Source organism: Flavobacterium agricola (assembly GCF_025919725.1).
Lineage (GTDB): Bacteria > Bacteroidota > Bacteroidia > Flavobacteriales > Flavobacteriaceae > Flavobacterium > Flavobacterium agricola.
Genome location: NZ_CP081495.1, coordinates 545,818 through 569,375, shown reverse-complemented (window position 1 = coordinate 569,375; position 23,558 = coordinate 545,818). Strand labels below are relative to the sequence as shown.

Genomic DNA, 23,558 nt, shown 5'->3' with positions numbered 1-23,558 from the left:
ATTATGTCAATTCAAACCAATTTGAAACAGGTAAAAGATACGTTACCAACTAACGTAACTTTAGTTGCTGTTTCTAAAACCAAACCCGTAAGCGATTTACAACAAGCATATGAAGCTGGACAGCGTCATTTTGGTGAAAACAAAATTCAGGAAATGACCGAAAAGTTTGAGCAGTTGCCGCAAGATATTTTATGGCATATGATTGGACATGTACAAACCAACAAGGTAAAATACATGGCACCGTATGTTTATTTAATTCACGGGGTAGATAGCTTAAAATTATTGAAAGAAATAAACAAACAAGCTTTAAAAAACAACCGCACAATTAATTGCTTACTTCAGGTATTTATTGCGCAAGAAGAAACTAAATTTGGCTTAAACGAAAGTGAATTAATCGAGCTTTTAGAAAGCCCGGAACTTGCAACGCTTAAAAACATTAACATAGCAGGTTTAATGGGCATGGCATCTTTTACTGATAATCAGGAACAAATAAAAGCCGAATTCGATTTTTTAAACCAATTATTCAATAAACATAAAAATATAAAAACCTTTAATATTGATTTTCATTTCCTATCTATGGGAATGAGCGGTGATTACCAGCTAGCTGTAGCTTGCGGCAGCAATATGGTACGCATTGGTAGTAATATTTTTGGTTCACGATAAAAAAACAGCTATTGTACGCAATTCTAGACATAGAAACAACTGGCGGTCAGTTTAACGAAGAAGGAATTACTGAAATTGCTATTTATAAATTTGATGGCCACGAGGTGGTAGATCAGTTTATTAGCTTAATAAATCCCGAAATTCCGATACAACCGTTTGTTATTAAACTTACCGGCATTAACAATGCCATGTTACGCTCGGCGCCTAAGTTTTATGAGGTTGCTAAACGTATTATAGAAATTACCGAAGGCTGCATCGTAGTTGCTCACAACGCCAGTTTTGATTACCGTGTTATTCGCACCGAATTTAAACGTTTAGGTTATGATTTTGTACGCGAAACGCTTTGTACGGTAGATTTATCAAAAAAATTATTACCCGAACAAGCTTCGTATTCTTTAGGTAAGTTGGTACGCAGTTTAGGTATTCCTATTGCAGATCGTCATCGCGCAAGCGGAGATGCTATGGCAACCGTTAAACTTTTTAAAGTTTTATTAGCAAAAGACACCAATAAAGAAATTTTAACTGGTTTAGTAAAGTCTGAAATTGACAGCGGTATTTCACCCAAATTGTTAGATATTTTAGATAAAGTTCCATCTAAAACAGGTATTTATTACATTCATAACGAACAAGGAGCAATTATTTATATTGCAAAAAGTAAAAACATGAAGCGTAAGGTAAATCAGCATTTTACGCAAAATTCTAAAAAAGCATTACGCATCCAAAAAGAAGTTTTTACTATTACGTACGAAGAAACAGGAAGCGAATTGTTAGCGAGCTTAAAAGAAGTTCGCGAAATAGAAATTAACAAACCCAAGTATAATAAGGTTTTATTAAAATCAACCGTTCCGTTTGCCCTTTACAAACAGAAAAATAAAGATGGATATTATGGCTTTCGCATCTTAAAAAAAGACAAACGTCGTAAAGAAATCACCTGCTTTGCTACTCTGCAAGAAGGCGAAAAGTTTTTAGATTACGTTACCGAAAAATTTCAGCTTTGTAAACATGTTAATTTAGATGTTGCAGAACACAAACCGTGTACTGCTTATTCAAATAAAAAATGCTTAGGTGCTTGTTTAGAAATAGAAAATAAAAAAGCATATAATGCACGTGTAGAACAATTTATTGAAACTTATAATACCAAACACACCAATTTTATTGTTATAGATAAAGGACGTACGATTGAAGAAAGAAGTGCTATTTGGGTGGAAAATAAAAAAGTTTTGGGATATTGTTTTTTTAATTTGAACCATCAAATTAACAAGCTCAATATTTTAAAAAATATTATTACCCCACTCGATCAGTCCAACGAAAGCTTTAATATCGTAGAAAGTTTTGTGCGTAAAAAAGAGTTAAAAATGATTCCTTATTAGGGTGTTATGAGAAACAAAATTAAATCCAAATATGACCTTTTGCGTCAGCAAATTTATATCATCATATATGGTGCCAATACGTTTTGGGGTAAATTATTCGACTTATCCTTATTAGTTGTTATTCTACTTAGCTTAATTCTAATTACTTTAGAATCAATGCCAAGGTACGACAGCTTACATCATCACTTTTTTGTAGTTGCAGAATGGGTAATAACTGTATTTTTTACTGTTGAATATATTTTACGGATTTTGTGCAACAAACGCCCGCTAAACTATATTTTTAGCTTTTGGGGTATTGTAGATTTACTGGCATTGTTGCCCATGTATTTATCGTTCTTTATTCCAACTTCAAAAGTTTTAATTGTTTTCAGAAGTTTACGTTTACTACGCTTATTCGCTATTTTAGATTTAATGCCAGTATTAGGTCAGCAATATCATTTAAAATTAGCACTAAAAGCAAGCCGGAATAAAATTTTAGTGTTTGTATATTTCATTATTGTACTTTCTATCGTTTTGGGTACTTTAATGTATTTGGTTGAAGGGCCAGAACACGGCTATAAAGATATCCCAACAAGCATTTATTGGTGTATTGTAACCATGACAACCGTTGGTTATGGCGATATTTCACCACACACGGCCCTTGGTCAAGCTATTGCTTCATTTATTATGATAATGGGATACGGAATCATTGCTGTACCAACCGGAATTGTTACGGCTGAATATGCCAATGCAAACAAACAAAACCCTGAGTTAGAAGAACATCGTATTTGCCCGCGTTGTACAACGTTTATATACAACCAAGATGCAAATTATTGCCATAATTGTGGCGAAAAATTAAGTTAAAAATGGCCAATAAAAATTACTTACTTACCGTAGTTGGGCCAACGGCTATTGGTAAAACGGCCTTGGCAATTCAATTAGCAAATTATTATAATTGCAACATTATTTCTTGCGACAGCCGTCAATTTTATAAAGAAATGGAAATTGGCACCGCTGTTCCTTCAAAAACCGAATTAGAACAAGCTCCACATCATTTCATTCAAAATAAATCAATTTTTGAAAATTATACCGTAGGTGATTTTGAAATTGAAGCTTTAGCTAAGTTAGAAGAACTGTTTCAATCCAATAACGTTCAAATTCTTGTTGGAGGTTCTGGGTTGTACGTGGATGCAGTTTTAAAAGGTTTTGATGAATTTCCTGAAGTTGCTATGCACGTACGCCAAAATTTAATTGCTTTGTACGAAAAAAATGGAATAGCATATTTACAACAACAATTACAAACTTTAGATCCTGAATATTTCACTTTTTTACAGCAAAACAATCCGCAAACGTTAGAAAACCCACAGCGCATGATGCGTTTTCTGGAGGTTACCATAGGTAGCGAAAAGCCATATTCAAGTTATTTAGGTAAAAGAACGCAAACACGAAATTTTACGCCTATAATTATTGGGTTAACTGCCGATCGTGAAAAAATGTATGAACGCATTAATTTACGTGTTGATATCATGCTAAAAAACGGATTGCTAGATGAAGTTAAAAACTTATATCCTAATAAAAATTTAAATGCTTTACAAACGGTAGGTTATCGCGAAATTTTTGATTATTTAGACGGAAATACAGATTTAGAAACAGCTACTGAAGAAATTAAGAAAAATACACGTCGTTTTGCCAAGCGTCAAATTACTTGGTTTAAACGAACCGAAAATACCCATTGGTTTGATTATAAAACCGATTACAATGAAATTATTAATACCGTAAACTCCATAATTCAATCGTAAATGCCTATATCACCAAATTTTCAATCCATATTTTCATTAAACTGGGAAATAAACTTCACACAATGTGCAGCTAACGGAAAACTAAAATATACCGACATGAATCATTTGTTTCAGCTAACAGCTTCGGCACATTCAGATTCTGGCGGAATGAGTTTTGCTGATATGCAAGCAAACAAACAAGCTTGGGTTGTAAGCCGCATGTATATTGAGGTTATTGAAATGCCTAAATGGGGAGATGAAGTTACTATTACAACTTGGATTGAATATTTAGACAACGGCCGTTCTATTCGTGCCATTGAAATGTATTTGGGCGATAAAAAATTGGCTGGCGCTACAAGTTTATGGGTAGTTTTAGATACCGAGCGTCGTAAAGCAGCCGATCAGTTAGCTATTAATTCGGGTCATTTAATTCGATATCCAGATCGTAAACCTACAAGCAAAGAAGCAAGCAGAATTAATTATGCCGAACCCACGCAATTGGTAGAGCAACGCCAAGTAAGGTTATCAGACTTAGACATTGTAAACCACGTAAACAATGTAAAATATGTAGAATGGTGCTTAGATGTTTTTGATGTTGATTTGATTGTTAATGAGCAAATAAAATCTTTAAACCTAAATTATTTACGAGAATTAAATTTGAACGAACAAGTAGAAATTAAAAAAACACAAGTAAACAATCATATTTTATTTACAATCGAGAAAAATAAAAAAGTTTGCTTTTGTATGGAAGTTGAATTAAAATAAAAAAGGTCAGTTTTAAAAACTGACCTTTTCTTTTTTGTTATTCTTCAACTTTACTTTTATCAACTAAACGGAAACCTTCACCGTGAATGTTAATAATTTCAACGTTTTCATCTGCTTTTAAATACTTACGTAATTTTGCAATATAAACATCCATGCTTCGAGATGTAAAATAGTTATCATCTCTCCAAATTTTAGTTAAAGCCAATTCACGCGGCATTAAATCATTTTCATGTAAAGCTAACATTTTTAATAACTCATTCTCTTTAGGCGACAATTTAATTGGCTCTTGCCCAGGAAAAGTTAAAGAACGTAGCTTAGAATTTAAATGAAACTTACCAATTTCAAACTCAAAACGCGTATTGTCTGTTTTTACTTCCGTAGCTTTACGTTGTAAAATAGCACGAATTTTAAGTAATAAAACTTCCGAATCAAACGGTTTGTTTAAGTAATCATCAGCTCCTACTTTATACCCACGCAAAACATCTTCTTTCATTGATTTTGCAGTTAAGAATATAATAGGAATTTCTTTATTTTTTTCTCTAATTTCTTTTGCTAGTGTGTAACCATCTTTGTATGGCATCATCACATCTAGAATACATAAATTGAAAGTTTCTTTTTTAAATTTTTCGAAGCCTTCCATTCCATTTTTAGCTAAAGTAACGTCAAAATCATTTATTAATAAATAATCTTTAAGTACTGCTCCAAAGTTTGGATCATCTTCTACTAATAGAATTTTTTTGTTCATTACATCCATTTTCTTTCTTATTATATTAGTGGCATTTTGATTGTAAATGTAGAGCCTTTACCTTTTTCACTCTCTACAGATATTTGACCATTCAAGTCCTCTACAATACGTTTTACATAGGCGAGCCCCAAACCATGCCCTTTAACGTTGTGTAAATTCCCTGTATGTTCACGATAAAATTGTTCAAAAACACGTTTTAATGCGGTTTTGCTCATTCCCTGCCCTTTATCACTAACTTGTATGGTAATACTTCCGGGTGCATCGTTAAACGTTTTAACGTTTATTACTGGTGCTTCAGGCGAATATTTAATAGCATTATCAAGCAAGTTAACCATAATGCTCGTAAAATGCGTTTGATTTAAATTAACTTCAGACTCTAAAGCTTGCAAATCCAAACTCACTTTTCCTTGACGATCTTCAACTAATAACTTCACATGGTCAACACCATCTTGTATTAATTCGTGAACATCGAAAGGTTCTTTTTCAATAACCGCTTCTTGTTTTTCTAATCTTGAAATCTGCAACACATTGTTAACTTGAGCTAACATGCGTTTGTTTTCTTCTTTAATTAATCCTAAATAACGGTGAACTTTTTCGGAATCACTAAATATTTTCGGATTTTTAATTGAATCTAAAGCCAAATTGATAGTTGCAATTGGTGTTTTAAATTCGTGTGTCATATTGTTAATGAAATCTGATTTGATCTCAGAAATTTCTTTTTGATTTTTCAGCTGCGTAATTGCACTATAATACGTACCTATAATAATCATAGTAAACAATATAGAAAGCAAAGACAATCCTAATAAAGATGAAAATAAAAATTCATTTTTGTCTGGAAAGCTAACTAGTAACTGAAAATTAGTTTGGTTGTCGTTATTAAAAAATATAGGCGCAGCATACGTATTGTCTTTATTGTAAAGAAAATCTTCAGATTTTACCTTAGTAGGTAAATTTTTGCTGTAAACACAGAATTCAAAATCGGTTGAAAGGCCATATTTTTTTAACTCTTCTTTTAAAATCCCAGCTAACTCCTCGGTATCAATACGATCAGAAATCGGCTTTAAAGCAACAATATCGCGGTAATTTACATTAAAATTCGCAATATCATATGCATCTAAATAACCTTCATTTTCTATAACCTGACTTTTAGATTTTCCATCATCAAAACCAAAGTTATCAATAAACTTTTTATCAACTATTTCTGTTTTTCGTTTAGATGAGTATCTATAAATAGAACTTGTATCCAAACCTTTATCAAAATAATTTTTTTTAACGTTATAATCTTCCTGGAATAAAGTATTAGAATAAATTATTTCCTGATTGGTATTAAAATCTCTTTTAATGTATTTAAATTCTCTAGCTACGTTTTTTGTAGGAGGCGTTGTTGACTTTTTAGCCATTTCACTATACTCCTTATAAAAATCAGTCAATTCATTATTTTCCAGCGTTTTACCAACGCCGTTTAAAACTTGTAATACATTATATTTAAACTGTTCTTTATTATTTTCTAACGAGGTATACATCCAAAATAATTGCACACCTATTATTCCTATAATAGAAATTGTCATTAAAACAATTAAAAAACGGAATCTTACCTTATTGTTCATAACCAAAAATACAATTTTAACATAAATCTACTTCACTAATTAACCAAAAATTAACAATGAATTTTAACCAATCTTGTTAATTACATTAATAATTTCTTGTTTAGCGGCCTCTAAATCGATGTTTTCAATAATATAATCAGAAAATTGTGCTTTTTGCTGATCCGACCATTGGTTATTCATTCTTTCTTTTACATTTTCTTCAGAAACGCCATCGCGTTGCATAACGCGTGCAATTCGTAAAGCTTCTGGCGCAGTTATTAAAATGGTATAATCACAAGCTTTATAAGCACCAGATTCGAATAAAATTGCAGATTCTTTAAACAAAAGCGATTCGTTTTCATGTTGCTTTGTCCAATTGTCAAAATGCTCTTTAACCAAAGGATGAATCAAATTGTTTAATTTTTGTAATTGTTCCGGATCCGCAAAAACAATTTCGGCTAGTTTTTTTCTGTCTAAAACTCCATCTAATATTAAAACGTGTTTTTTAAACAAAAATTGCACTTTATTAATGATTTCTTTAGAATTTAATAAATTCTTTGCCTCATTATCAGATACATATACGAAATATCCTAAAGATTTTAAATATTCTATAAGAGTTGTCTTACCACTGCCTATTCCGCCAGTAATTCCAATAATTTTCGCCATAATTATTATTTAAAAAACATATCTGGTAAAGCTTTTTTAGGTTCTATTTTTAAAATAAAGATTTTAAAGTAAGCTTTTATAAAACCTAAGGCATAGCCAGTAAATTGTATTAATGTTGTTAAAACAGTTAAAAAACCTATCTTTAAGCTTTTGTAAGAAATTGTTGCTTGAAAAGCGATTAAAAATAAATAGAATATATTGATATATAAAAATAATTTAACACCTAAAAGTGTTAAAATAAGCGACAACAAAAACTGAAAAACATAACAAACAGGAAACCAATACGTTAACTTTTTGTACTTAGGATACCAAAAATTAAGAATTGGACGCGCTTTACCGAATTTATTAACTTGTTTGTAAAACTTTTTAAAATCGATGCGACGTTTGTGATAAACATAAGCATTGCTTATTAATGCCGTATCGTAGCCTAAATTCCATAATCTGATTGATAAATCCGGATCTTCACCAGGATGTACTTTACCAAAACCTTGTGTTGCAACAAAAGCTTGTCTAGAAATACCCATATTAAAGCTACGAGGTTGAAACTTATCTATTTTTTCAGAACCGCCACGAACGCCACCGGTAGTTAAAAACGATGTCATGGTATGGTTAATTGCTTTTTGAATGTCTGAAAAGCTATTATGAGCCGCATCAGGACCGCCAAAACAATGCACAAAATTTTGAGATAAATAAGCATCAACTTCAGCTAAATATTGCTCAGGAATTAAACAATCAGAATCAAAAATTATAAAATAATCTCCTTGGGCTTTTTGCATACCAAAGTTCCTAGAATCTCCAGGACCAGAATTGGGTTTAAAAAAATACGAAACGTTTAATTTATCTTGATATTTGGCAATAATATGCTCACAAGTTATGCTAGATCCATCTTCAACAACAACAATTTCAAAAGGTTGATTGTACGTTTGTTGAGTTAATGTTTGTAAAAGCTCGTCAATTTCGTCGGGCCTGTTATATATTGGAATAATAATAGAAAAAAACATAGTAATTTAGGGTATAAAAAAACTCAATTGCAAGCAATTGAGTTTGGTAAATGTACGATATATTTTTTTATTTTATATATTCAATTTTTAAAGATTCGTCGGTATGAACAGCATCAAAAAAACCTTGTTCACTCATCCAATCTTCGTTATAAATTTTGGCCATATAACGCGAACCGTGATCTGGAAAAATAACAACAACAATGCTGTTTTCATCAAATTCACCTTCTTGTTCTAATTGTTTAATTGCCTGAATTGCAGCTCCTGATGTATAACCTAAAAACAAACCTTCGGTATGTGCTAAATTTCTGGCGCTGTGCGCAGCATCTTCATCAGTAACTTTTACAAATTTATCAATCAAATCAAAATTAGTTGCCGTAGGAATTAAGTTTTTCCCCATGCCTTCAATGCGATACGGATAAATTTCGTCGGTATCAAATTCTCGAGTTTCGTGGTATTTTTTAAGTACCGATCCGTATGCATCAACGCCAATTACGCGAATATTCGGATTTTGTTCTTTTAAATATTTTGCAGTTCCAGAAATAGTTCCTCCGGTTCCCGAACAAGCAACTAAATGTGTAATTTGTCCGGCTGTTTGTTCCCAAATTTCTGGTCCGGTAGATTGGTAATGCGCATCAGCATTTAACTCATTAAAATATTGGTTGATGTAAACCGATCCTTTAATTTCTTGGTGTAAACGTTTGGCTACGCTGTAATACGATCTCGGATCGTCTGCTGCTACATTAGCTGGACAAACGTAAACCTTTGCCCCCATAGCACGTAACATTTCTATTTTATCTTTAGATGATTTGGAAGTTACAGCTAAAATACATTCATATCCTTTAATAACGCTCACCATGGCTAATGCAAAACCGGTATTTCCTGATGTAGTTTCTACAATGGTATCTCCAGGTTTTAAAATCCCTTTTTGTTCTGCTTGTTCAATAATATGAAGTGCAATTCTATCTTTAGACGAATGTCCGGGATTAAATGCCTCAACTTTTCCGTAAAAACTTCCTTTAAAATCTTTTGTAATTTTACTTAACTTAACTAATGGCGTATTACCAATTAGAGCTAGAATATTATCAAAAGCCTTTATTTCTTTTTTCATAAAATATATAATTAAATAAGGCTGAAATTGTATTAAGCAACCCACCTTAATAACGGTGCAAATTTACAAAAATTATTCGGTTATGCCTTCTAGATCGAACAAAAAGCTATATTCTTTAGCTACTTCTTTTAAAGCTTCAAACCTTCCGGATGCACCACCGTGGCCTGCATCCATATTTGTGTCTAAAAATAATACATTATTATCTGTTTTATTCGCGCGTAATTTTGCTACCCATTTTGCAGGTTCCCAATATTGTACTTGCGAATCGTGCAGCCCAGTAGAAACGTACATATTTGGATAATTTTGAGCAACAACATTATCTATTGGCGAGTACGAAAGCATATAATCAAAATATTCTTTTTTATTAGGATTCCCCCACTCGTCATATTCTCCAGTAGTTAACGGAATAGAATCGTCTAACATGGTTGTAACCACATCTACAAAAGGTACCTGAGCAATTACTCCGTTGTACAATTCTGGATTTGTATTTACAATTACGCCCATTAATAAACCACCTGCCGATCCGCCTTCTGCATATAAATGTTCTGGCGAGGTATATTTTTCTTCAATTAAAAACTTAGAACAATCTACAAAGTCAGTAAATGTATTTTTCTTTTTCAATAATTTTCCGTCTTCATACCAATTTCTACCTAATTCTTCACCTCCTCGAATGTGTGCAATGGCATAAATAAATCCACGATCTAATAAAGATAAACGAATAGAAGAAAAGTAAGGATCGGATGAAGATCCGTATGATCCGTATGCATATTGAAGCAATGGATTTTTACCATCTTTTTTTACATCTTTACGATAAACTAACGAAATCGGAATTTTAGTACCATCGGTAGCAGTTGCCCAAACACGTTCTTCAACATAATTGTTTTTATCAAACGTACCGCCCAAAACTTCTTGTTCTTTTTTCACTTCTTTTTCATGCGTGCGCATGTTAAAATCGATAACCGACGATGGCGTAGTTAACGATTGATAACCGTATCTTAAAATTTCTGAATTAAAATCAGGATTAGTACCTACATAAGCCGTATAAGTTTCAGACTCAAAAGGTAAATAATAACCTTCGCCCTGCGCCGGTTTTATCCAAATTTTACTTAATCCGTTATTACGTTCTTCAATAACCATGTAATCTTTAAAAATTTCAAGGCTTTCTAACAACGTATCTTCGCGATGCGGAATGTATTCTTTCCAGTGTTTTTTATCGGTTTTACCTTCATCAGCAACCATTAATTTAAAATTGGTAGCGCCGTCTTTATTGGTAATAATATAAAATTTACCATCAAAATAACTAATGTTGTATTCTAAACCGCGGTTGCGTTTCTGAAAAATTCTAAATTTACCGTCAGGATTATTAGCCTCTAATATTTGATATTCTGACGTTAAGGTCGATTCAGAACCAATAACCAAATATTTTTTAGATTTATCTTTATAAACAAAAGTGGTAAACGTTTCGTCATCTTCAGAAAAAACCAACGGATCCTGATTTACATCGGTTCCTAATTTGTGTTTAAAAATTTGATTTGAACGTAACGTAACCGGATCTTTACGGGTATAAAACAACGTTTTATTATCGGATGCCCAAGTTGAACCTCCGGTGGTTTTTTCTAACTTAAACGGTAAAATTTCGCCCGTTTGTAAATTTTTAACCTGAATGGTATATTCTCTGCGCGAAACGGTATCAACCGCAAAAGCACACCAAACATTATCTTCTGAAACATTTAAACCACCTAACTGAAAATAGCTTTGTCCTTCAGCCATTTCATTACAATCAAACATAATTTCTTCTGGCGCATCTAAACTTCCTTTTTTACGGGTGTAAATCGGATAATCTTTTCCTTTTTCATATCGTGTTATGTAATAATAGCCGTTATATAAATAAGGAACAGAATTATCATCTTCTTTAATTCGTGCTTTCATCTCTTCAAAAAGATCCTTCTGAAAAGCTTTGGTATGCGCTGTAGCTTGGTTGTAATACGCGTTTTCTTGATCTAAATAAGCAATTACTTCTTGATCTTCGCGATCGTTTAGCCAATAATAATTATCAACACGTTTTACTTTATGTTTGGTTAAAGTTTTAGGAACTATTTTAGCAACCGGTGGTTGAACTTGTTTTGTCATTGTACTCGTTTTTTGTGCGTTTGCAAATGCAAAAATAAGACAACTTAAACTAATAAACAGTTTATTCATAACTTAGTATTTTTTAATTTAACGATAAAGTAATAAATTTGTTTTAAAACGATATAATATGTTTGGAGATTTAATAGGTATGATGGGTAAAATTCAGGAAGCCCAAAAAAAAGTAGAAGAAACAAAGCAACGTTTAAACCACGTTTTAATTGATGAAAAAAGTTCTGATAACTTATTAGAAGTTACGCTTACAGCAAACAGAACCATAAAAGCTATTAAAATTGATGAAGCTTTGTTAGAAGATAAAGAGCAATTGGAAGATTATTTAATTTTGGTTTTAAATAAAGCAATAGAAAGAGCAAGCCAAATTAATGATACCGAAGTTGCCGCAGCTGCTAAAGACGGCATGCCAAATATACCTGGAATGGATATGTTTAAATAAACAAAAAGGCACTTAACTAAGTTAAGTGCCTTTTTTGTAATAAGTTTTTACTTATTCCTCGTTCTGAGCATTTCTTTCTTTAATTAAATCTGTTGCTCCACCGATTGCCCAGTAAATAGCAAAGTTAATTAAGAACATCATTAACCAAAAACCCATGGTTAAAATAGTTAAAAATGCTAAGAATCCTAAAAATTGATGAAATTGAAACATAGTTTTCCGGAAATTTTATGAATTCCTAGCAAATATACATTGTAATAACCTTTTAAACAATGTAAAAACAAAATTATTTTTGCTTACTTTTATCCAGGTATTAAATTAAATACCGATATTACCCATTAAAATTTAACCTTAACAAATAACATATGGACCACGTACAAGTTTATTCAGGTAGTGAAGTAAGTGCTTTAGCTGTAAAAAATGCTTTAGAAAATAATAAAATTGAATTTATAGAACGCGACGATATTAATTCGGGTATTGTAAGCGGATTTGGAACATTAGGCAAAGCAACCAATATTTTTGTTTTAGCTAACGATGCAGAAAAAGCAAAAGAGATCATTTCATCTTTAAACCTATAATATAAAACGAGCAATTGCTCGTTTTTTTATGCCCAAGCGTTGCTTTAAGCCAAGCTAAATAGTAAACTTCTTTAATTTTTTTTATCTTAGCTCGTATAAAAAGACAAGAAAAATGTCGTATCTGTCTTTAAACTTTTAAGTAAAAATATCATGCAAACTTTATTAACAAATATTAAGCAATTAGTTCAAGTACGCGAACAAAACGTAACCGTATTAAAAGGAGCCGAAATGAACCATTTGCCCGTGTTAGAAAATGCTTATTTATATATAGAAAACGGATTAATTACAGATTTTGGATTGATGCAAAATATGCCAGAAATGCATTTAAAAGCCCAACAAGTTTTAGATTGTACCGATCAAGTTGTTTTACCAACTTGGGTAGATAGTCATACGCATTTGGTATATGCCGGCAACCGAGTGCAAGAATTTGTTGATCGCATTAACGGATTAAGTTATGAAGAAATTTTTAACCGAGGCGGTGGTATTTTAAACTCAGCTAAAAAACTACGAGAAACCAGCGAAGCAGATTTATACACCCAATCTGAACAACGCTTACAAGAAGTAATTAAAATGGGAACCGGAGCAATAGAAATTAAATCGGGCTATGGTTTAACAACCGAGGCTGAATTAAAAATGTTACGCGTTATTAAACGCTTAGCAAGTAATTACCCAGATATTCCTATAAAAGCAACTTTTTTAGGAGCGCACGCCTACCCCGAAAATTACAAAAACAACCACGAAGCTTATATAGATTTAATTTGCAACGAAATGATTCCGGCTATTGCGGCCGAAAAATTAGCCGATTTTGTTGATGCCTTTTTAGAAACTGGATATTTTTCTGTTGAAGATACAGAAAGAATAATTCAAGCAGCCGCAACGTTTAATTTACAAGCAAAAATTCACGTAAATCAATTCACCGCAATTAATGGTATTGAAATGTGTGTAAAAAACAAGGTGAAATCTGTCGATCATTTAGAAATTGTTACTGATCAAGATATAGCAGCATTGCAAAACAGCCAAACCATGCCGGTTGCCTTACCTACTTGTTCGTATTTTATATCAATCCCATATACGCCCGCGCAAATTATTAAACGCTAATTTACCTTTAGCTATTGCATCCGATTATAACCCAGGAACAACCCCATCTGGCAATATGAATTTTGTAGTTGCAACAGCATGTATAAAATTGAAATTAACGCCAAACGAAGCAATTAATGCAGCAACCATTAATGCAGCTTTTGCAATGGATGTTTCAGATCAGGTAGGAAGTATTACAAAAGGAAAAAGAGCTAATATAATTATTACAAAAAAGATAATTAATTACTACGAAATACCGTATCGTTTTAGCGATAATCTAATAGATAAGGTTTTATTAAATGGAAAAATTCAATTTTAACACGTTTAGCAACAATAATAAAGTAAAAAATAAGTTTGTACTATATAGTATAGTTAAATTTATGTTAGATTAATAATCGATTTTCGATTGTAAAAAATTCGCAAGGTTTTAATTCATTAAAACCTTGTTTTTATTCACATTACATGAATACAACTCAACTTGACGGATTTAATGTTCGCGTATATGCCGTTTGCGTGCATGAAAATAAATTACTAACGGTTAACGAAATGTTTAACAACCAATGGATTACCAAACTGCCTGGTGGTGGTTTAGAATTTGGAGAAGGACCGTTGGCCTGTTTAAAAAGAGAGCTATTAGAAGAATTGAATCTTGAAATTGAAACAGCAGAACCGTTTTATATTCAAGAAGAATATTTTGAATCGTTTGTAAATAACAACAAGCAAATTGTGATATTATATTTTAAAGTAACACTTAAAAATTTAGAAACGTTAAAAATTCAAGAATCTAATATAAATAACGTAAATTGGATTGAAATATCTGAACCTTGTAAATTATCGTTACCGATTGACAAGCAAATGTTTAGCTATTTAATTAATTTATTAAAATAAAACACTTTTCACCTGTTAATTTAGGGTTATGTATCACAAAAAAAGCCCAATATATCCTATTGAACTTTTTGAAACTTTGTTTCAAGTTGCTGCACTTAAAAAAGATGCTAAAATATTAGAAATTGGCACTTCAAACAGTTTAGCAACCTTGCCTTTTTTGCTGCAAGGTTATCACGTACATTCTGTAGAATTAGAAACTACCATTCCTAATATTTGCCAAACCAAAAAAATAAACTTCAATTTGGTAGCCTTAAACGAAGCTGCATTTAAAAAAAACAGTTTTGATTTTATTTTTTTAACCAAATCTTTATTTTACCCAATAGATGATTCGGTTTTAATTAAAGTTTTTGAGCTTTTAAAACCCGGAGCAAAAATGGCAATTACCTTTGTTCAGCCCGTGGTTGATAAATCAGCTACGCATTTACAAAAGTTAGAAAATTTATTTTTTAAAAAACTTTATAACTTTACAGATCAAGATATTCAATCGTTTTTTAATCCTACAGAAATTAAGCTTGATTCTGAATTATATACCACACTCTTTTCAGATTTTTTTGAACGTGAATCGTTTTATACTGTTGAAAAATTAGAGTTTTTTTTACGAAGCTTTCCTGAGTTTCAGCATCAAGATTTACCAACACAAGAATTACTTTTAAACGAATTAAAACAAATGTTTACCGAAAATTATTTGGATAAAATATTGCGCAAAAAATATCGATTCAATTTACTGATAGTAGAAAAAAAGAAAGTTAGCTAATACATGATAATTGTTAGCATTTAAATCATTTACAAATAGTACTTTTGAGTATCAAAAAGAAAGAACTGAATCAACTTGTTTTTTTGAATAATAAAGTAATATTTTTGAGTTTTAAAAAAGATGCGCAACTAATTAATTAGTTGCGCATCTTTTTCATTAAAATTCAATTGTTAACCCGTCATAAGCAATGGTAACCGCCGGAAATATGGTAATAGCTTCTTGCTTAAACCAATCGGTATTGTTGTAACGAGAAGAAAAATGACCCAATATTAATTGCTTAGCATTAGCTAATTGAGCAATTTTGGCAGCTTCTTTCGCAGTTGAATGGCCCGTTTTAGCAGCTAAAGCCGCATCCTTTTCTAAAAAGGTTGACTCGTGATATAAGGCAGTACAATTGGCTATTATCGGAACAATAGCTTCGTAATATTTGGTATCAGAACAAAACGCGTACGATTTTTGTGGTAAAGGACCAAAAGTTAAATCGGCATTGCGGTAAATTAAATCATCAACCACAATATCGCCGCCTTGTTTTAATTTAGGATAATAAACCACCGGAATTTTTAAATCTTCTAAAACCGGAATATTTAATTTGTATTCCGTTTCTTTTTCCTGAAATAAAAATCCGTTAGTATAAATACGGTGAGCTAAAGGAATGGTTGAAATTTTAATACGATCATCTTCAAACAAAACTTCAGTTTCTTTACTTTCTAATTCGTGAAAATAAAGTTTATATGCCGTGTACGAATTACCTAATTTTAACTGCAATAAAATAATTTCTTTTATGCCTTTTGGACCAAAAATATGTAAATCTTCGGTTCGCCCTAAAAGCATAAAAGTTGAAATTAAGCCAATTAAGCCAAAAAAATGATCGCCGTGAAGATGCGATATAAAAATATGATTGATGCGCGCAAAACGTAATTTTTGACGGCGTAATTGCACCTGTGTTCCTTCGCCACAATCTATTAAAAACATATGGCGCTTGGTTTCTAGAACTTGTGCAGTTGGGTTGGCTAAGGTTCTGGGCGTTGCAGCCGTGCAACCTAAAATATGTAATTTCATGTTTTTAAAAATAAAAAAAGGGTTTTAAATTAAAACCCTAAATCTCGTTGTATTTCGTCAATCTCAATAACATCGTACGCTTCTTGCAAGGTTGGCACCAGGTTTAAACCTTCGGTTGCTTCGTTAAAATCAAATCCATCAACCACAATAACAAAAGATTTGTGATTGGCGATATGCTGATCGTGAATGGACTGAAACAATTCAACTTCTTTCAACGTTGGTTGTGCTGTTGTTAAATCAACAATTATATTTTTAGATAAAAAATCGCTATAAGCTGCTTCTAATTGCTGTAAAAACTGCGAAATAGATTCGGCTTCTGGACTAATTATATATTCGTTTTCGTTAGGTTGTACTTTCATGTTTTATTAAAAGAAAAAGCAAAGATAACTATTGTATTATTTAGTTGGTACATATTGTTTTGAAAAGCCAACTAATTTTGTGTTGTTTTTATCTTTAAAAATATATTCTAAAGTTAAATTTTGTGGTGCATCGGTAATAAATTCATGCACTTTCTTGCTTGGTACGTTGTACTGCTGTTCTAAACTTTGGGTTAAAGAATCGACATCAACTTTATACGCTTCTAAACTCGGTAATTTATAGACCAATTGCACGGTATTTGGTTCAATCCCGATAAGCTGTTCTAAAACAGAACCCTTATCATCAGTAAATGGTAAAGCTTTACTATGTTGCAATTCTACTTGTTTTACATACGGATCTGCCGATGTAAAAATAGGAAAAGCGCGGTTGGCTATATAAAATGCCATACCAAAAGACATTAAAAATGTTATTATAAAAAATGGTCTTGAACCTTTAATCATGATTTTATTATTTAATTTTTGAAGCAAGTAAATAAATTACTGCCATACGAACTGCAACGCCATTTTCTACCTGATCTAAAATAACGGCTTGTTTAGAATCGGCTACGTCAGAAGTTATTTCTACCCCCCTATTTATTGGGCCTGGGTGCATAATTACAATTTCTTTATTTAAAGAATCTAACAAATTCTTATCTACACCATATTGTTGTGCATATTCACGTGTTGACGGAAAATAATTTACATCTAAACGTTCATTTTGAACACGCAACATATTAGCAACATCACACCATTCTAAAGCTTTACGTAAATTAGGTTCGTATTTTACGTCTAATTCTGTAATATAACGAGGAATTAGTGTCTTAGGTCCACAAACCATAACTTCTGCACCTTGCATTTGTAAAGAATAAATATTAGAAAGCGCTACGCGAGAATGTAAAACATCGCCCACAATAACAACCTTTTTCCCTGCAACTTCGCCTAACTTTTCGCGAATAGTAAAACTATCTAACAAAGCTTGCGTTGGATGCTCATGTGCCCCATCGCCAGCATTTACAATACTTGCATTTACATTTTTGGATAAAAAATAGGCTGCTCCGGGATTGCTATGGCGCATAACCACCATATCAACCTTCATTGCTAAAATATTATTTACCGTATCAATTAACGTTTCGCCTTTTTTAACTGAGGATTGCGCAGCTGAAAAGCTCATTACATCAGCAGATAAACGTTTTTGAGCCAACTCAAAAGATAACTTAGTACGTGTTGAATTTTCGAAAAAAATATTAGCAATCGTAAAATCGCGTAACGAAGGTACTTTTTTAATTGGTCGATTAATAACTTCTTTAAACTGATCGGCAGTTTCAAAAATCAGTTCGATATCGCTTTTGTTAATGTATTTTATGCCAAGTAAATGATTTACACTTAACTCTTTCATTATAATGCAGTTGTGTTGTTGTTGCTTAATTGTTTTTGTTAACTAGTAATACTTCGTCAGCGCCGTTGTTTTCGGCCCAATGTACAAGTACTTTTTCATCGTTTATGGCATCAACCTGACGACCGCGGTAATCGGGCTGAATAGGTAAATCACGACTAAAACGACGATCTATTAAAACCAAAAGTTCTATAGCAGACGGGCGTCCGAAAGATTGTATTGCAGTTAAAGCTGCACGAATACTACGACCGGTATATAAAACATCATCAATAAAAATGACTTTTTTATTTTCTACTAAAAAATCAATTTGTGTTTTATTGGCTTCTAAAGGTTTATCGTTGCGACGAAAATCGTCTCTAAAAAACGTAATATCTAAATATCCTGTCGTAATATCAGAAATATTATATTCTTGTTCTATAATTGATTTTATACGCTGTGCTAAAAACTTACCACGGGGTTGAATACCAATTAAAACGGTTGATGAAAAATCTAGATGTTTTTCCACCAACTGACAAGCCAAACGGTGTAAGATGATATCAACTTCTTTAGCAGTAAGGAGTACTTTTTGATTCATAGTAAGAAGTATTGTTTGGAACGTAAAATTACGTTATATTTTTTAAAATTTAGAAATATTAAACAACAATATACTTGTGAAATTTACAAAAAAAACCAGCTTCTGTATAACAGAAACTGGTTAAATATGTAATTAAGAATACATTTGCTGACGTAATTCTTTAATTTTTGGATCATCTAAATAATCATCAAACGTCATGTAACGGTCAATTACTCCTTTAGGAGTTAATTCAACAATACGGTTACCAACGGTTTGAGCAAATTCGTGGTCGTGCGTGGTTAACAACACAGAACCTTTAAAGTTTTTTAACGAGTTGTTGAATGCTGTAATAGATTCTAGATCCAAATGGCTTGTTGGCTCATCTAACATTAAAACGTTAGCGCGTAACATCATCATTCTAGAAATCATACAACGTACTTTTTCACCTCCTGAAAGTACAGAACCTTTTTTAAGTGCTTCTTCGCCCGAGAAAATCATTTTACCTAAAAAGCCACGTACATAAACTTCGTCACGTTCTTCTTCGGTTTTTGCCCATTGGCGTAACCAATCTACTAAAGTTAAATCTTCGGTAAAAAAGGCATGGTTATCTGTTGGTAAATAAGATTGCGTAGTTGTAATTCCCCAATCAAAAGTTCCAGCATCCGCTTGCATTTTACCATTTAAAATTTCATAAAAAGCAGTTGTAGCACGTGAATCTTTAGAGAAAACAACAATTTTATCACCTTTGTTCATGTTTAAATCAACATGTTTAAAAAGCACTTCACCATCTACCGATGCAGCTAAATCAACCACGTTTAAAATTTGATCTCCCGCTTCACGCTCTTGATCAAAAATAATAGCTGGATATCTTCTAGAAGATGGTTTAATATCGTTAACATTTAACTTTTCGATCATTTTTTTACGAGAAGTTGCTTGTTTAGATTTTGCTACGTTGGCAGAGAAACGACGAATAAATTCTTCCAACTCAGCCTTTTTATCTTCTGCTTTTTTGTTTTGCTGTGCACGTTGTTTTGCTGCTAACTGAGAAGATTCATACCAGAAAGTATAGTTTCCTGAATAGTGATTAATTTTTCCGAAATCAATATCAGAAATATGTGTACAAACCGCATCTAAAAAGTGACGGTCGTGAGATACTACTAAAACCGTATTTTCGTAATGTGCTAAAAAATTTTCTAACCAACCAATGGTTTCAAAGTCCAAATCGTTGGTAGGTTCGTCCATAATTAAAACGTCTGGATTACCAAATAACGCTTGTGCTAATAATACACGAACTTTCATTTTCCCTTCAACATCGGCCATTAACATGTAATGTGAATCTTCTGGGATACCTAAGTTTGATAATAAAGATGCGGCATCAGAATCTGCATTCCAACCGTTCATTTCATCAAACTGAATTTGTAATTCTCCAATTCGGTCTGCATTTTCATCAGAATAATCGGCATACAAATCGTCCATTTCTTTTTTAATAGCAAATAATGTTTTATTTCCCATTAAAACAGTTTCTAGAACCGTATGTTCGTCAAACATATTGTGGTTTTGGTTTAAAACCGACATACGTTTTCCTGGCTCTAAAATAACATGTCCAGAAGTTGGATCAATATCTCCTGCGATTATTTTTAAAAAAGTAGATTTTCCTGCACCATTTGCACCAATAATACCATAACAGTTTCCTTGTGTGAATGTTGCGTTTACTTCATCAAATAAAATTCGTTTACCGAATTGTACTGACAAATTTGACACTGTAAGCATTGTACTGAGTTTAATTACTAAAAATTGAGGCAAATTTACGAAAAATAATTCATTTATTATTTTTTAATTGCTGTAATATAAAAGCTTGTAAAATAAAAAACCCAACTTTTTGTAGTTGAGTTTTTTAAGTATTAATCGATATATTCGGATTGCGATTTAGCATAGATGCGCCATTTTTCAATAACGCTTACCATATCTTCTGGAATGTCAGAATCAAATCGCATAAATTCTTTTGTTATTGGGTGCTCAAAACCTAAAGTTTTAGCATGTAAAGCTTGTCTTGGTAAGGTTTTAAAACAATTATCTATAAATTGTTTGTACTTGGTAAAGGTTGTACCTTTTAAAATTAAATTACCGCCATAGCGTTCGTCATTAAATAAGGTATGCCCAATTGATTTCATGTGCACTCTAATTTGATGCGTACGTCCCGTTTCTAACTTACAAGAAACTACGGTTACATACCCCAAACGTTCAATAACTTTATAATGCGTTACGGCCCATTTTCCGTGCGCTTCATCATCAAAAGATGCCATTTGCATGCGGTCTTTTAAATGTCGGCCAATGTAACTTTCAATCGTACCTTCATCTTCTTCCACATTTCCCCAAACAATAGCAATATATTCACGCTCCGAAGTTTTTTCTTCAAACTGCTTGGCTAAATAGCTCATAGCAAATTCTGTTTTAGCACAAACCAATAAACCTGATGTATCTTTATCAATACGATGAACTAAGCCTGGACGCTCGCTTGAGTTTAAAGGTAAGTTATCAAAATGATAAGCTAATGCGTTTACTAAGGTTCCGGTATAATTTCCGTGTCCCGGATGCACTACCAAACCAGCGGGTTTGTTAATTACCAAAAGCTGATCGTCTTCGTAAACAATGTTTAATGGTATGTTTTCTGGAATAATTATATTTTCAAAAGGCGGCTGTTCCATAAGTACACGAACCACATCATTCGCTTTTACTTTAGCATTTGATTTTACCGGCACATCGTTTATAAAAATATTTCCGTTTTCGGCAGCTTTCTGAATTTTGTTACGTGTAGCATTTTCAACTAAATTCATTAAAAACTTATCTACACGCAGGGGCGCTTGCCCTTTACCAGCCTCGAATGAGTAATGTTCAAATAAATTTCCTTCTTCAATTTCTAAATTAATATCGTCTTTCATTGTATTTATTCTTCTTCAAAACCTTCAATTTCTTCGGTTTCTGGGGCATTTATTAAATTTTGTGTATTATTTAAAGTAACTTCAATTTCTGTAGGTTTAGTAAAGCCATCTCCTAAAACTAAATCTACTTTAGAATGTTTTTTTAATATAGTTCCTGCGGTAATTGGTTTTCCTTTAGAAATTAATCCTAAAACTACATCTTTGTATTCGTGACGTTTGTAAGTTTTTTCACCAACTTCTAAACCAGCCGAACGTAATAAGTTTTCTGCCTGACGTAACGAAGTTCCTTCTTTAATAACCGGTAATTTCACATTTTCATATTCTCCGGCATTAATTTGCACATAAATTTTACGTCCGTTTTTAACATCTTGTTCCGGAAGCGGATCTTGTTCTACAATAGCAAAAGGTTTAATGGTATTGTTATACGGAATGGTATCTAAAATAACCAAATGCAAATCTAAATCCTGCAATTTTTCTGCAGCATCTAAAGAGCTTGTATTAATTAAATTAGGTACTTTTACTACAATATCGTGTTGGGTAACTACTTTTAAAAATTTTAAAACGCCAAAAACGCCAATTATCACAACCAACACAGCAAGACCTAAGTTGATAAAGAAAGTTTTACTGGTTAAAAACTTTATTAAATTCATAAGGAAATTTTTTTTTACAAATATATAAAATAGAAAGTGTTTTTTGATATATACAATTTATGATAATTTTGTAAATTAAACTAATAATTAAGCTAATCGCATTAACATGAAAAAAGTTGCCGTTATTATGGGCGGATATTCGAGCGAATATCAAATTTCAATTACCTCAGGCAATGTGGTATATCAAAACATTGATAAAACTAAGTACGAGGCATACCGCGTGTATCTTTTAAAAGATAAATGGGTTTTGGTTGATGATACTGAAAAAGAATATCCGATAAACAGAGCTGATTTTAGTGTAAATTACAACCAATCTATTTTAAAGTTTGATGTTGTATTTAATGTAATACACGGCACGCCTGGTGAAGATGGTTTGCTACAAGCCTATTTTCAGTTATTAGGCATCAAACAAACCGCATGCGATTTTTATCAAGCAGCCTTAACATTTAACAAACGCGATTTACTATCGGTTTTAAAACCATACGGCATAAAAACAGCAAAATCTTTTTATTTAAACAAAGGCGATGTTTTTACTGAACAAGAAATTATAGATAAATTAGGATTGCCTTGTTTTGTAAAACCCAATCGTTCGGGTTCTAGTTTTGGAATTACAAAAGTGCATAATCCTACCGAATTATTACCTGCGATTGAAACGGCTTATAAAGAAGATCATGAAATTATAATTGAAAGTTTTTTAGAAGGTACAGAAGTTTCGGTTGGAGTAATTAATTATCAAGGTGAAGTTATAGTTTTACCGATGACAGAAATTGTGTCTGAAAATGATTTTTTTGATTACGAAGCTAAATATTTAGGCAAATCTCAAGAAATCACTCCAGCGAGAATATCAGACGAAATTCATGCGAAAGTTGCTGCTGCTGCTAAAAAAGCTTATCAGGTCTTACAAATGAAAGGTTTTTCACGTTCTGAATTTATTATTGTAAACGGCGAACCTTATATGTTAGAAATGAATACCATTCCGGGCATGACCAACGAAAGTATTTTACCCCAGCAAGCAAAAGCTGCCGGCATTAGCATGACCGATTTATTAACCAACGCCATAGAACAAGCATAA

Annotated in this window: 25 protein-coding genes and 1 pseudogene; 11 read left to right on the top strand and 15 right to left on the bottom strand. The window is 32.2% G+C overall.

What is annotated here, in order from left to right; translation table 11 throughout:
* Positions 1 to 3: 3 nt before the first annotated feature.
* The 5 genes from K5I29_RS02785 to K5I29_RS02765 are packed head-to-tail and all read left to right on the top strand — an operon-like array spanning position 4 to position 4,555.
* A complete protein-coding gene (locus tag K5I29_RS02785) occupies positions 4 to 663 on the top strand; it encodes a YggS family pyridoxal phosphate-dependent enzyme (protein ID WP_264435155.1) in 660 nt (219 codons plus the stop codon).
* 11 nt (positions 664 to 674) lie between these two features.
* Positions 675 to 2,033 carry an exonuclease domain-containing protein gene (locus K5I29_RS02780; protein ID WP_264434335.1) on the top strand — a complete coding sequence of 453 codons (1,359 nt, stop codon included), beginning with the start codon at positions 675 to 677 and terminating at the stop codon, positions 2,031 to 2,033.
* A gap of 6 nt (positions 2,034 to 2,039) precedes the next feature.
* Positions 2,040 to 2,876 carry an ion transporter gene (locus K5I29_RS02775; RefSeq protein WP_264434334.1) on the top strand — a complete coding sequence of 279 codons (837 nt, stop codon included), beginning with the start codon at positions 2,040 to 2,042 and terminating at the stop codon, positions 2,874 to 2,876.
* A gap of 2 nt (positions 2,877 to 2,878) precedes the next feature.
* Positions 2,879 to 3,811 (top strand): tRNA (adenosine(37)-N6)-dimethylallyltransferase MiaA, encoded by a 933-nt coding sequence (gene miaA, locus K5I29_RS02770; RefSeq protein WP_264434333.1) that lies wholly within the window; start codon positions 2,879 to 2,881, stop codon positions 3,809 to 3,811.
* On the top strand, positions 3,812 to 4,555 hold the full coding sequence (locus K5I29_RS02765) for an acyl-[acyl-carrier-protein] thioesterase (protein ID WP_264434332.1): 744 nt from the start codon (positions 3,812 to 3,814) through the stop codon (positions 4,553 to 4,555).
* Between the two features lie 37 nt (positions 4,556 to 4,592).
* Here K5I29_RS02765 and K5I29_RS02760 read toward each other — a convergent pair whose 3' ends face one another.
* The 6 genes from K5I29_RS02760 to K5I29_RS02735 all read right to left on the bottom strand — a co-directional run bounded on the left by K5I29_RS02760 (position 4,593) and on the right by K5I29_RS02735 (position 11,791).
* Positions 4,593 to 5,309 carry a response regulator transcription factor gene (locus tag K5I29_RS02760; protein ID WP_264434331.1) on the bottom strand — a complete coding sequence of 239 codons (717 nt, stop codon included), beginning with the start codon at positions 5,307 to 5,309 and terminating at the stop codon, positions 4,593 to 4,595.
* Positions 5,310 to 5,320: 11 nt separating this feature from the next.
* On the bottom strand, positions 5,321 to 6,907 hold the full coding sequence (locus K5I29_RS02755) for a sensor histidine kinase (RefSeq protein ID WP_264434330.1): 1,587 nt from the start codon (positions 6,905 to 6,907) through the stop codon (positions 5,321 to 5,323).
* 63 nt (positions 6,908 to 6,970) lie between these two features.
* The gene (gene coaE / locus K5I29_RS02750; RefSeq protein WP_264434329.1) at positions 6,971 to 7,552 is read right to left on the bottom strand and encodes a dephospho-CoA kinase; all 582 of its coding nucleotides are present in this window, start codon (positions 7,550 to 7,552) and stop codon (positions 6,971 to 6,973) included.
* Positions 7,553 to 7,557: 5 nt separating this feature from the next.
* Positions 7,558 to 8,553: a glycosyltransferase gene (locus K5I29_RS02745; RefSeq protein WP_264434328.1), complete on the bottom strand. Its 996-nt coding sequence runs from the start codon at positions 8,551 to 8,553 to the stop codon at positions 7,558 to 7,560.
* A 67-nt stretch (positions 8,554 to 8,620) separates the two neighbouring features.
* Complete coding sequence (locus K5I29_RS02740) at positions 8,621 to 9,661, bottom strand: PLP-dependent cysteine synthase family protein (RefSeq protein ID WP_264434327.1); 1,041 nt, start codon at positions 9,659 to 9,661, stop codon at positions 8,621 to 8,623.
* Positions 9,662 to 9,733: 72 nt separating this feature from the next.
* Entirely contained in the window at positions 9,734 to 11,791 is a 2,058-nt protein-coding gene (locus tag K5I29_RS02735; RefSeq protein ID WP_264434326.1) for a S9 family peptidase, read from the bottom strand.
* Between the two features lie 127 nt (positions 11,792 to 11,918).
* On the opposite strand from K5I29_RS02735, the gene K5I29_RS02730 reads away from it, so the two are divergent.
* The gene (locus K5I29_RS02730) at positions 11,919 to 12,242 is read left to right on the top strand and encodes a YbaB/EbfC family nucleoid-associated protein (protein ID WP_264434325.1); all 324 of its coding nucleotides are present in this window, start codon (positions 11,919 to 11,921) and stop codon (positions 12,240 to 12,242) included.
* Positions 12,243 to 12,293: 51 nt separating this feature from the next.
* On the opposite strand, the gene K5I29_RS02725 is transcribed toward K5I29_RS02730, so the two are convergent.
* Positions 12,294 to 12,452: a hypothetical protein gene (locus K5I29_RS02725; RefSeq protein WP_264434324.1), complete on the bottom strand. Its 159-nt coding sequence runs from the start codon at positions 12,450 to 12,452 to the stop codon at positions 12,294 to 12,296.
* Positions 12,453 to 12,604: 152 nt separating this feature from the next.
* On the opposite strand from K5I29_RS02725, the gene K5I29_RS02720 reads away from it, so the two are divergent.
* From K5I29_RS02720 to K5I29_RS02705, 4 genes and pseudogenes are all read left to right on the top strand, one after another.
* On the top strand, positions 12,605 to 12,817 hold the full coding sequence (locus K5I29_RS02720; protein ID WP_264434323.1) for a DUF2007 domain-containing protein: 213 nt from the start codon (positions 12,605 to 12,607) through the stop codon (positions 12,815 to 12,817).
* Positions 12,818 to 12,967: 150 nt separating this feature from the next.
* Positions 12,968 to 14,213, top strand: a pseudogene (gene hutI, locus K5I29_RS02715) (imidazolonepropionase).
* Between the two features lie 143 nt (positions 14,214 to 14,356).
* Complete coding sequence (locus K5I29_RS02710; RefSeq protein ID WP_264434322.1) at positions 14,357 to 14,782, top strand: NUDIX domain-containing protein; 426 nt, start codon at positions 14,357 to 14,359, stop codon at positions 14,780 to 14,782.
* 28 nt (positions 14,783 to 14,810) lie between these two features.
* Entirely contained in the window at positions 14,811 to 15,536 is a 726-nt protein-coding gene (locus K5I29_RS02705; RefSeq protein ID WP_264434321.1) for a class I SAM-dependent methyltransferase, read from the top strand.
* A gap of 156 nt (positions 15,537 to 15,692) precedes the next feature.
* Here K5I29_RS02705 and K5I29_RS02700 read toward each other — a convergent pair whose 3' ends face one another.
* The 8 genes from K5I29_RS02700 to K5I29_RS02665 form a co-directional block, all read right to left on the bottom strand.
* Positions 15,693 to 16,595 carry a ribonuclease Z gene (locus K5I29_RS02700; protein ID WP_264434320.1) on the bottom strand — a complete coding sequence of 301 codons (903 nt, stop codon included), beginning with the start codon at positions 16,593 to 16,595 and terminating at the stop codon, positions 15,693 to 15,695.
* 29 nt (positions 16,596 to 16,624) lie between these two features.
* Positions 16,625 to 16,954 carry a ribonuclease Z gene (locus tag K5I29_RS02695; protein WP_264434319.1) on the bottom strand — a complete coding sequence of 110 codons (330 nt, stop codon included), beginning with the start codon at positions 16,952 to 16,954 and terminating at the stop codon, positions 16,625 to 16,627.
* A gap of 36 nt (positions 16,955 to 16,990) precedes the next feature.
* The gene (locus K5I29_RS02690) at positions 16,991 to 17,413 is read right to left on the bottom strand and encodes a hypothetical protein (protein ID WP_264434318.1); all 423 of its coding nucleotides are present in this window, start codon (positions 17,411 to 17,413) and stop codon (positions 16,991 to 16,993) included.
* Between the two features lie 7 nt (positions 17,414 to 17,420).
* Positions 17,421 to 18,347 (bottom strand): aspartate carbamoyltransferase catalytic subunit, encoded by a 927-nt coding sequence (locus K5I29_RS02685; protein ID WP_264434317.1) that lies wholly within the window; start codon positions 18,345 to 18,347, stop codon positions 17,421 to 17,423.
* A 25-nt stretch (positions 18,348 to 18,372) separates the two neighbouring features.
* On the bottom strand, positions 18,373 to 18,918 hold the full coding sequence (gene pyrR, locus K5I29_RS02680) for a bifunctional pyr operon transcriptional regulator/uracil phosphoribosyltransferase PyrR (protein ID WP_264434316.1): 546 nt from the start codon (positions 18,916 to 18,918) through the stop codon (positions 18,373 to 18,375).
* Between the two features lie 132 nt (positions 18,919 to 19,050).
* On the bottom strand, positions 19,051 to 20,667 hold the full coding sequence (locus tag K5I29_RS02675; RefSeq protein WP_264434315.1) for an ABC-F family ATP-binding cassette domain-containing protein: 1,617 nt from the start codon (positions 20,665 to 20,667) through the stop codon (positions 19,051 to 19,053).
* 131 nt (positions 20,668 to 20,798) lie between these two features.
* Positions 20,799 to 21,836, bottom strand: coding sequence for an RluA family pseudouridine synthase (locus K5I29_RS02670; RefSeq protein ID WP_264434314.1), 1,038 nt, complete (start codon positions 21,834 to 21,836; stop codon positions 20,799 to 20,801).
* Positions 21,837 to 21,841: 5 nt separating this feature from the next.
* Positions 21,842 to 22,486 (bottom strand): PASTA domain-containing protein, encoded by a 645-nt coding sequence (locus tag K5I29_RS02665; protein WP_264434313.1) that lies wholly within the window; start codon positions 22,484 to 22,486, stop codon positions 21,842 to 21,844.
* 106 nt (positions 22,487 to 22,592) lie between these two features.
* Here K5I29_RS02665 and K5I29_RS02660 point away from each other — a divergent pair, with 106 nt between their 5' ends.
* Positions 22,593 to 23,558 carry a D-alanine--D-alanine ligase gene (locus K5I29_RS02660; RefSeq protein ID WP_264434312.1) on the top strand — a complete coding sequence of 322 codons (966 nt, stop codon included), beginning with the start codon at positions 22,593 to 22,595 and terminating at the stop codon, positions 23,556 to 23,558.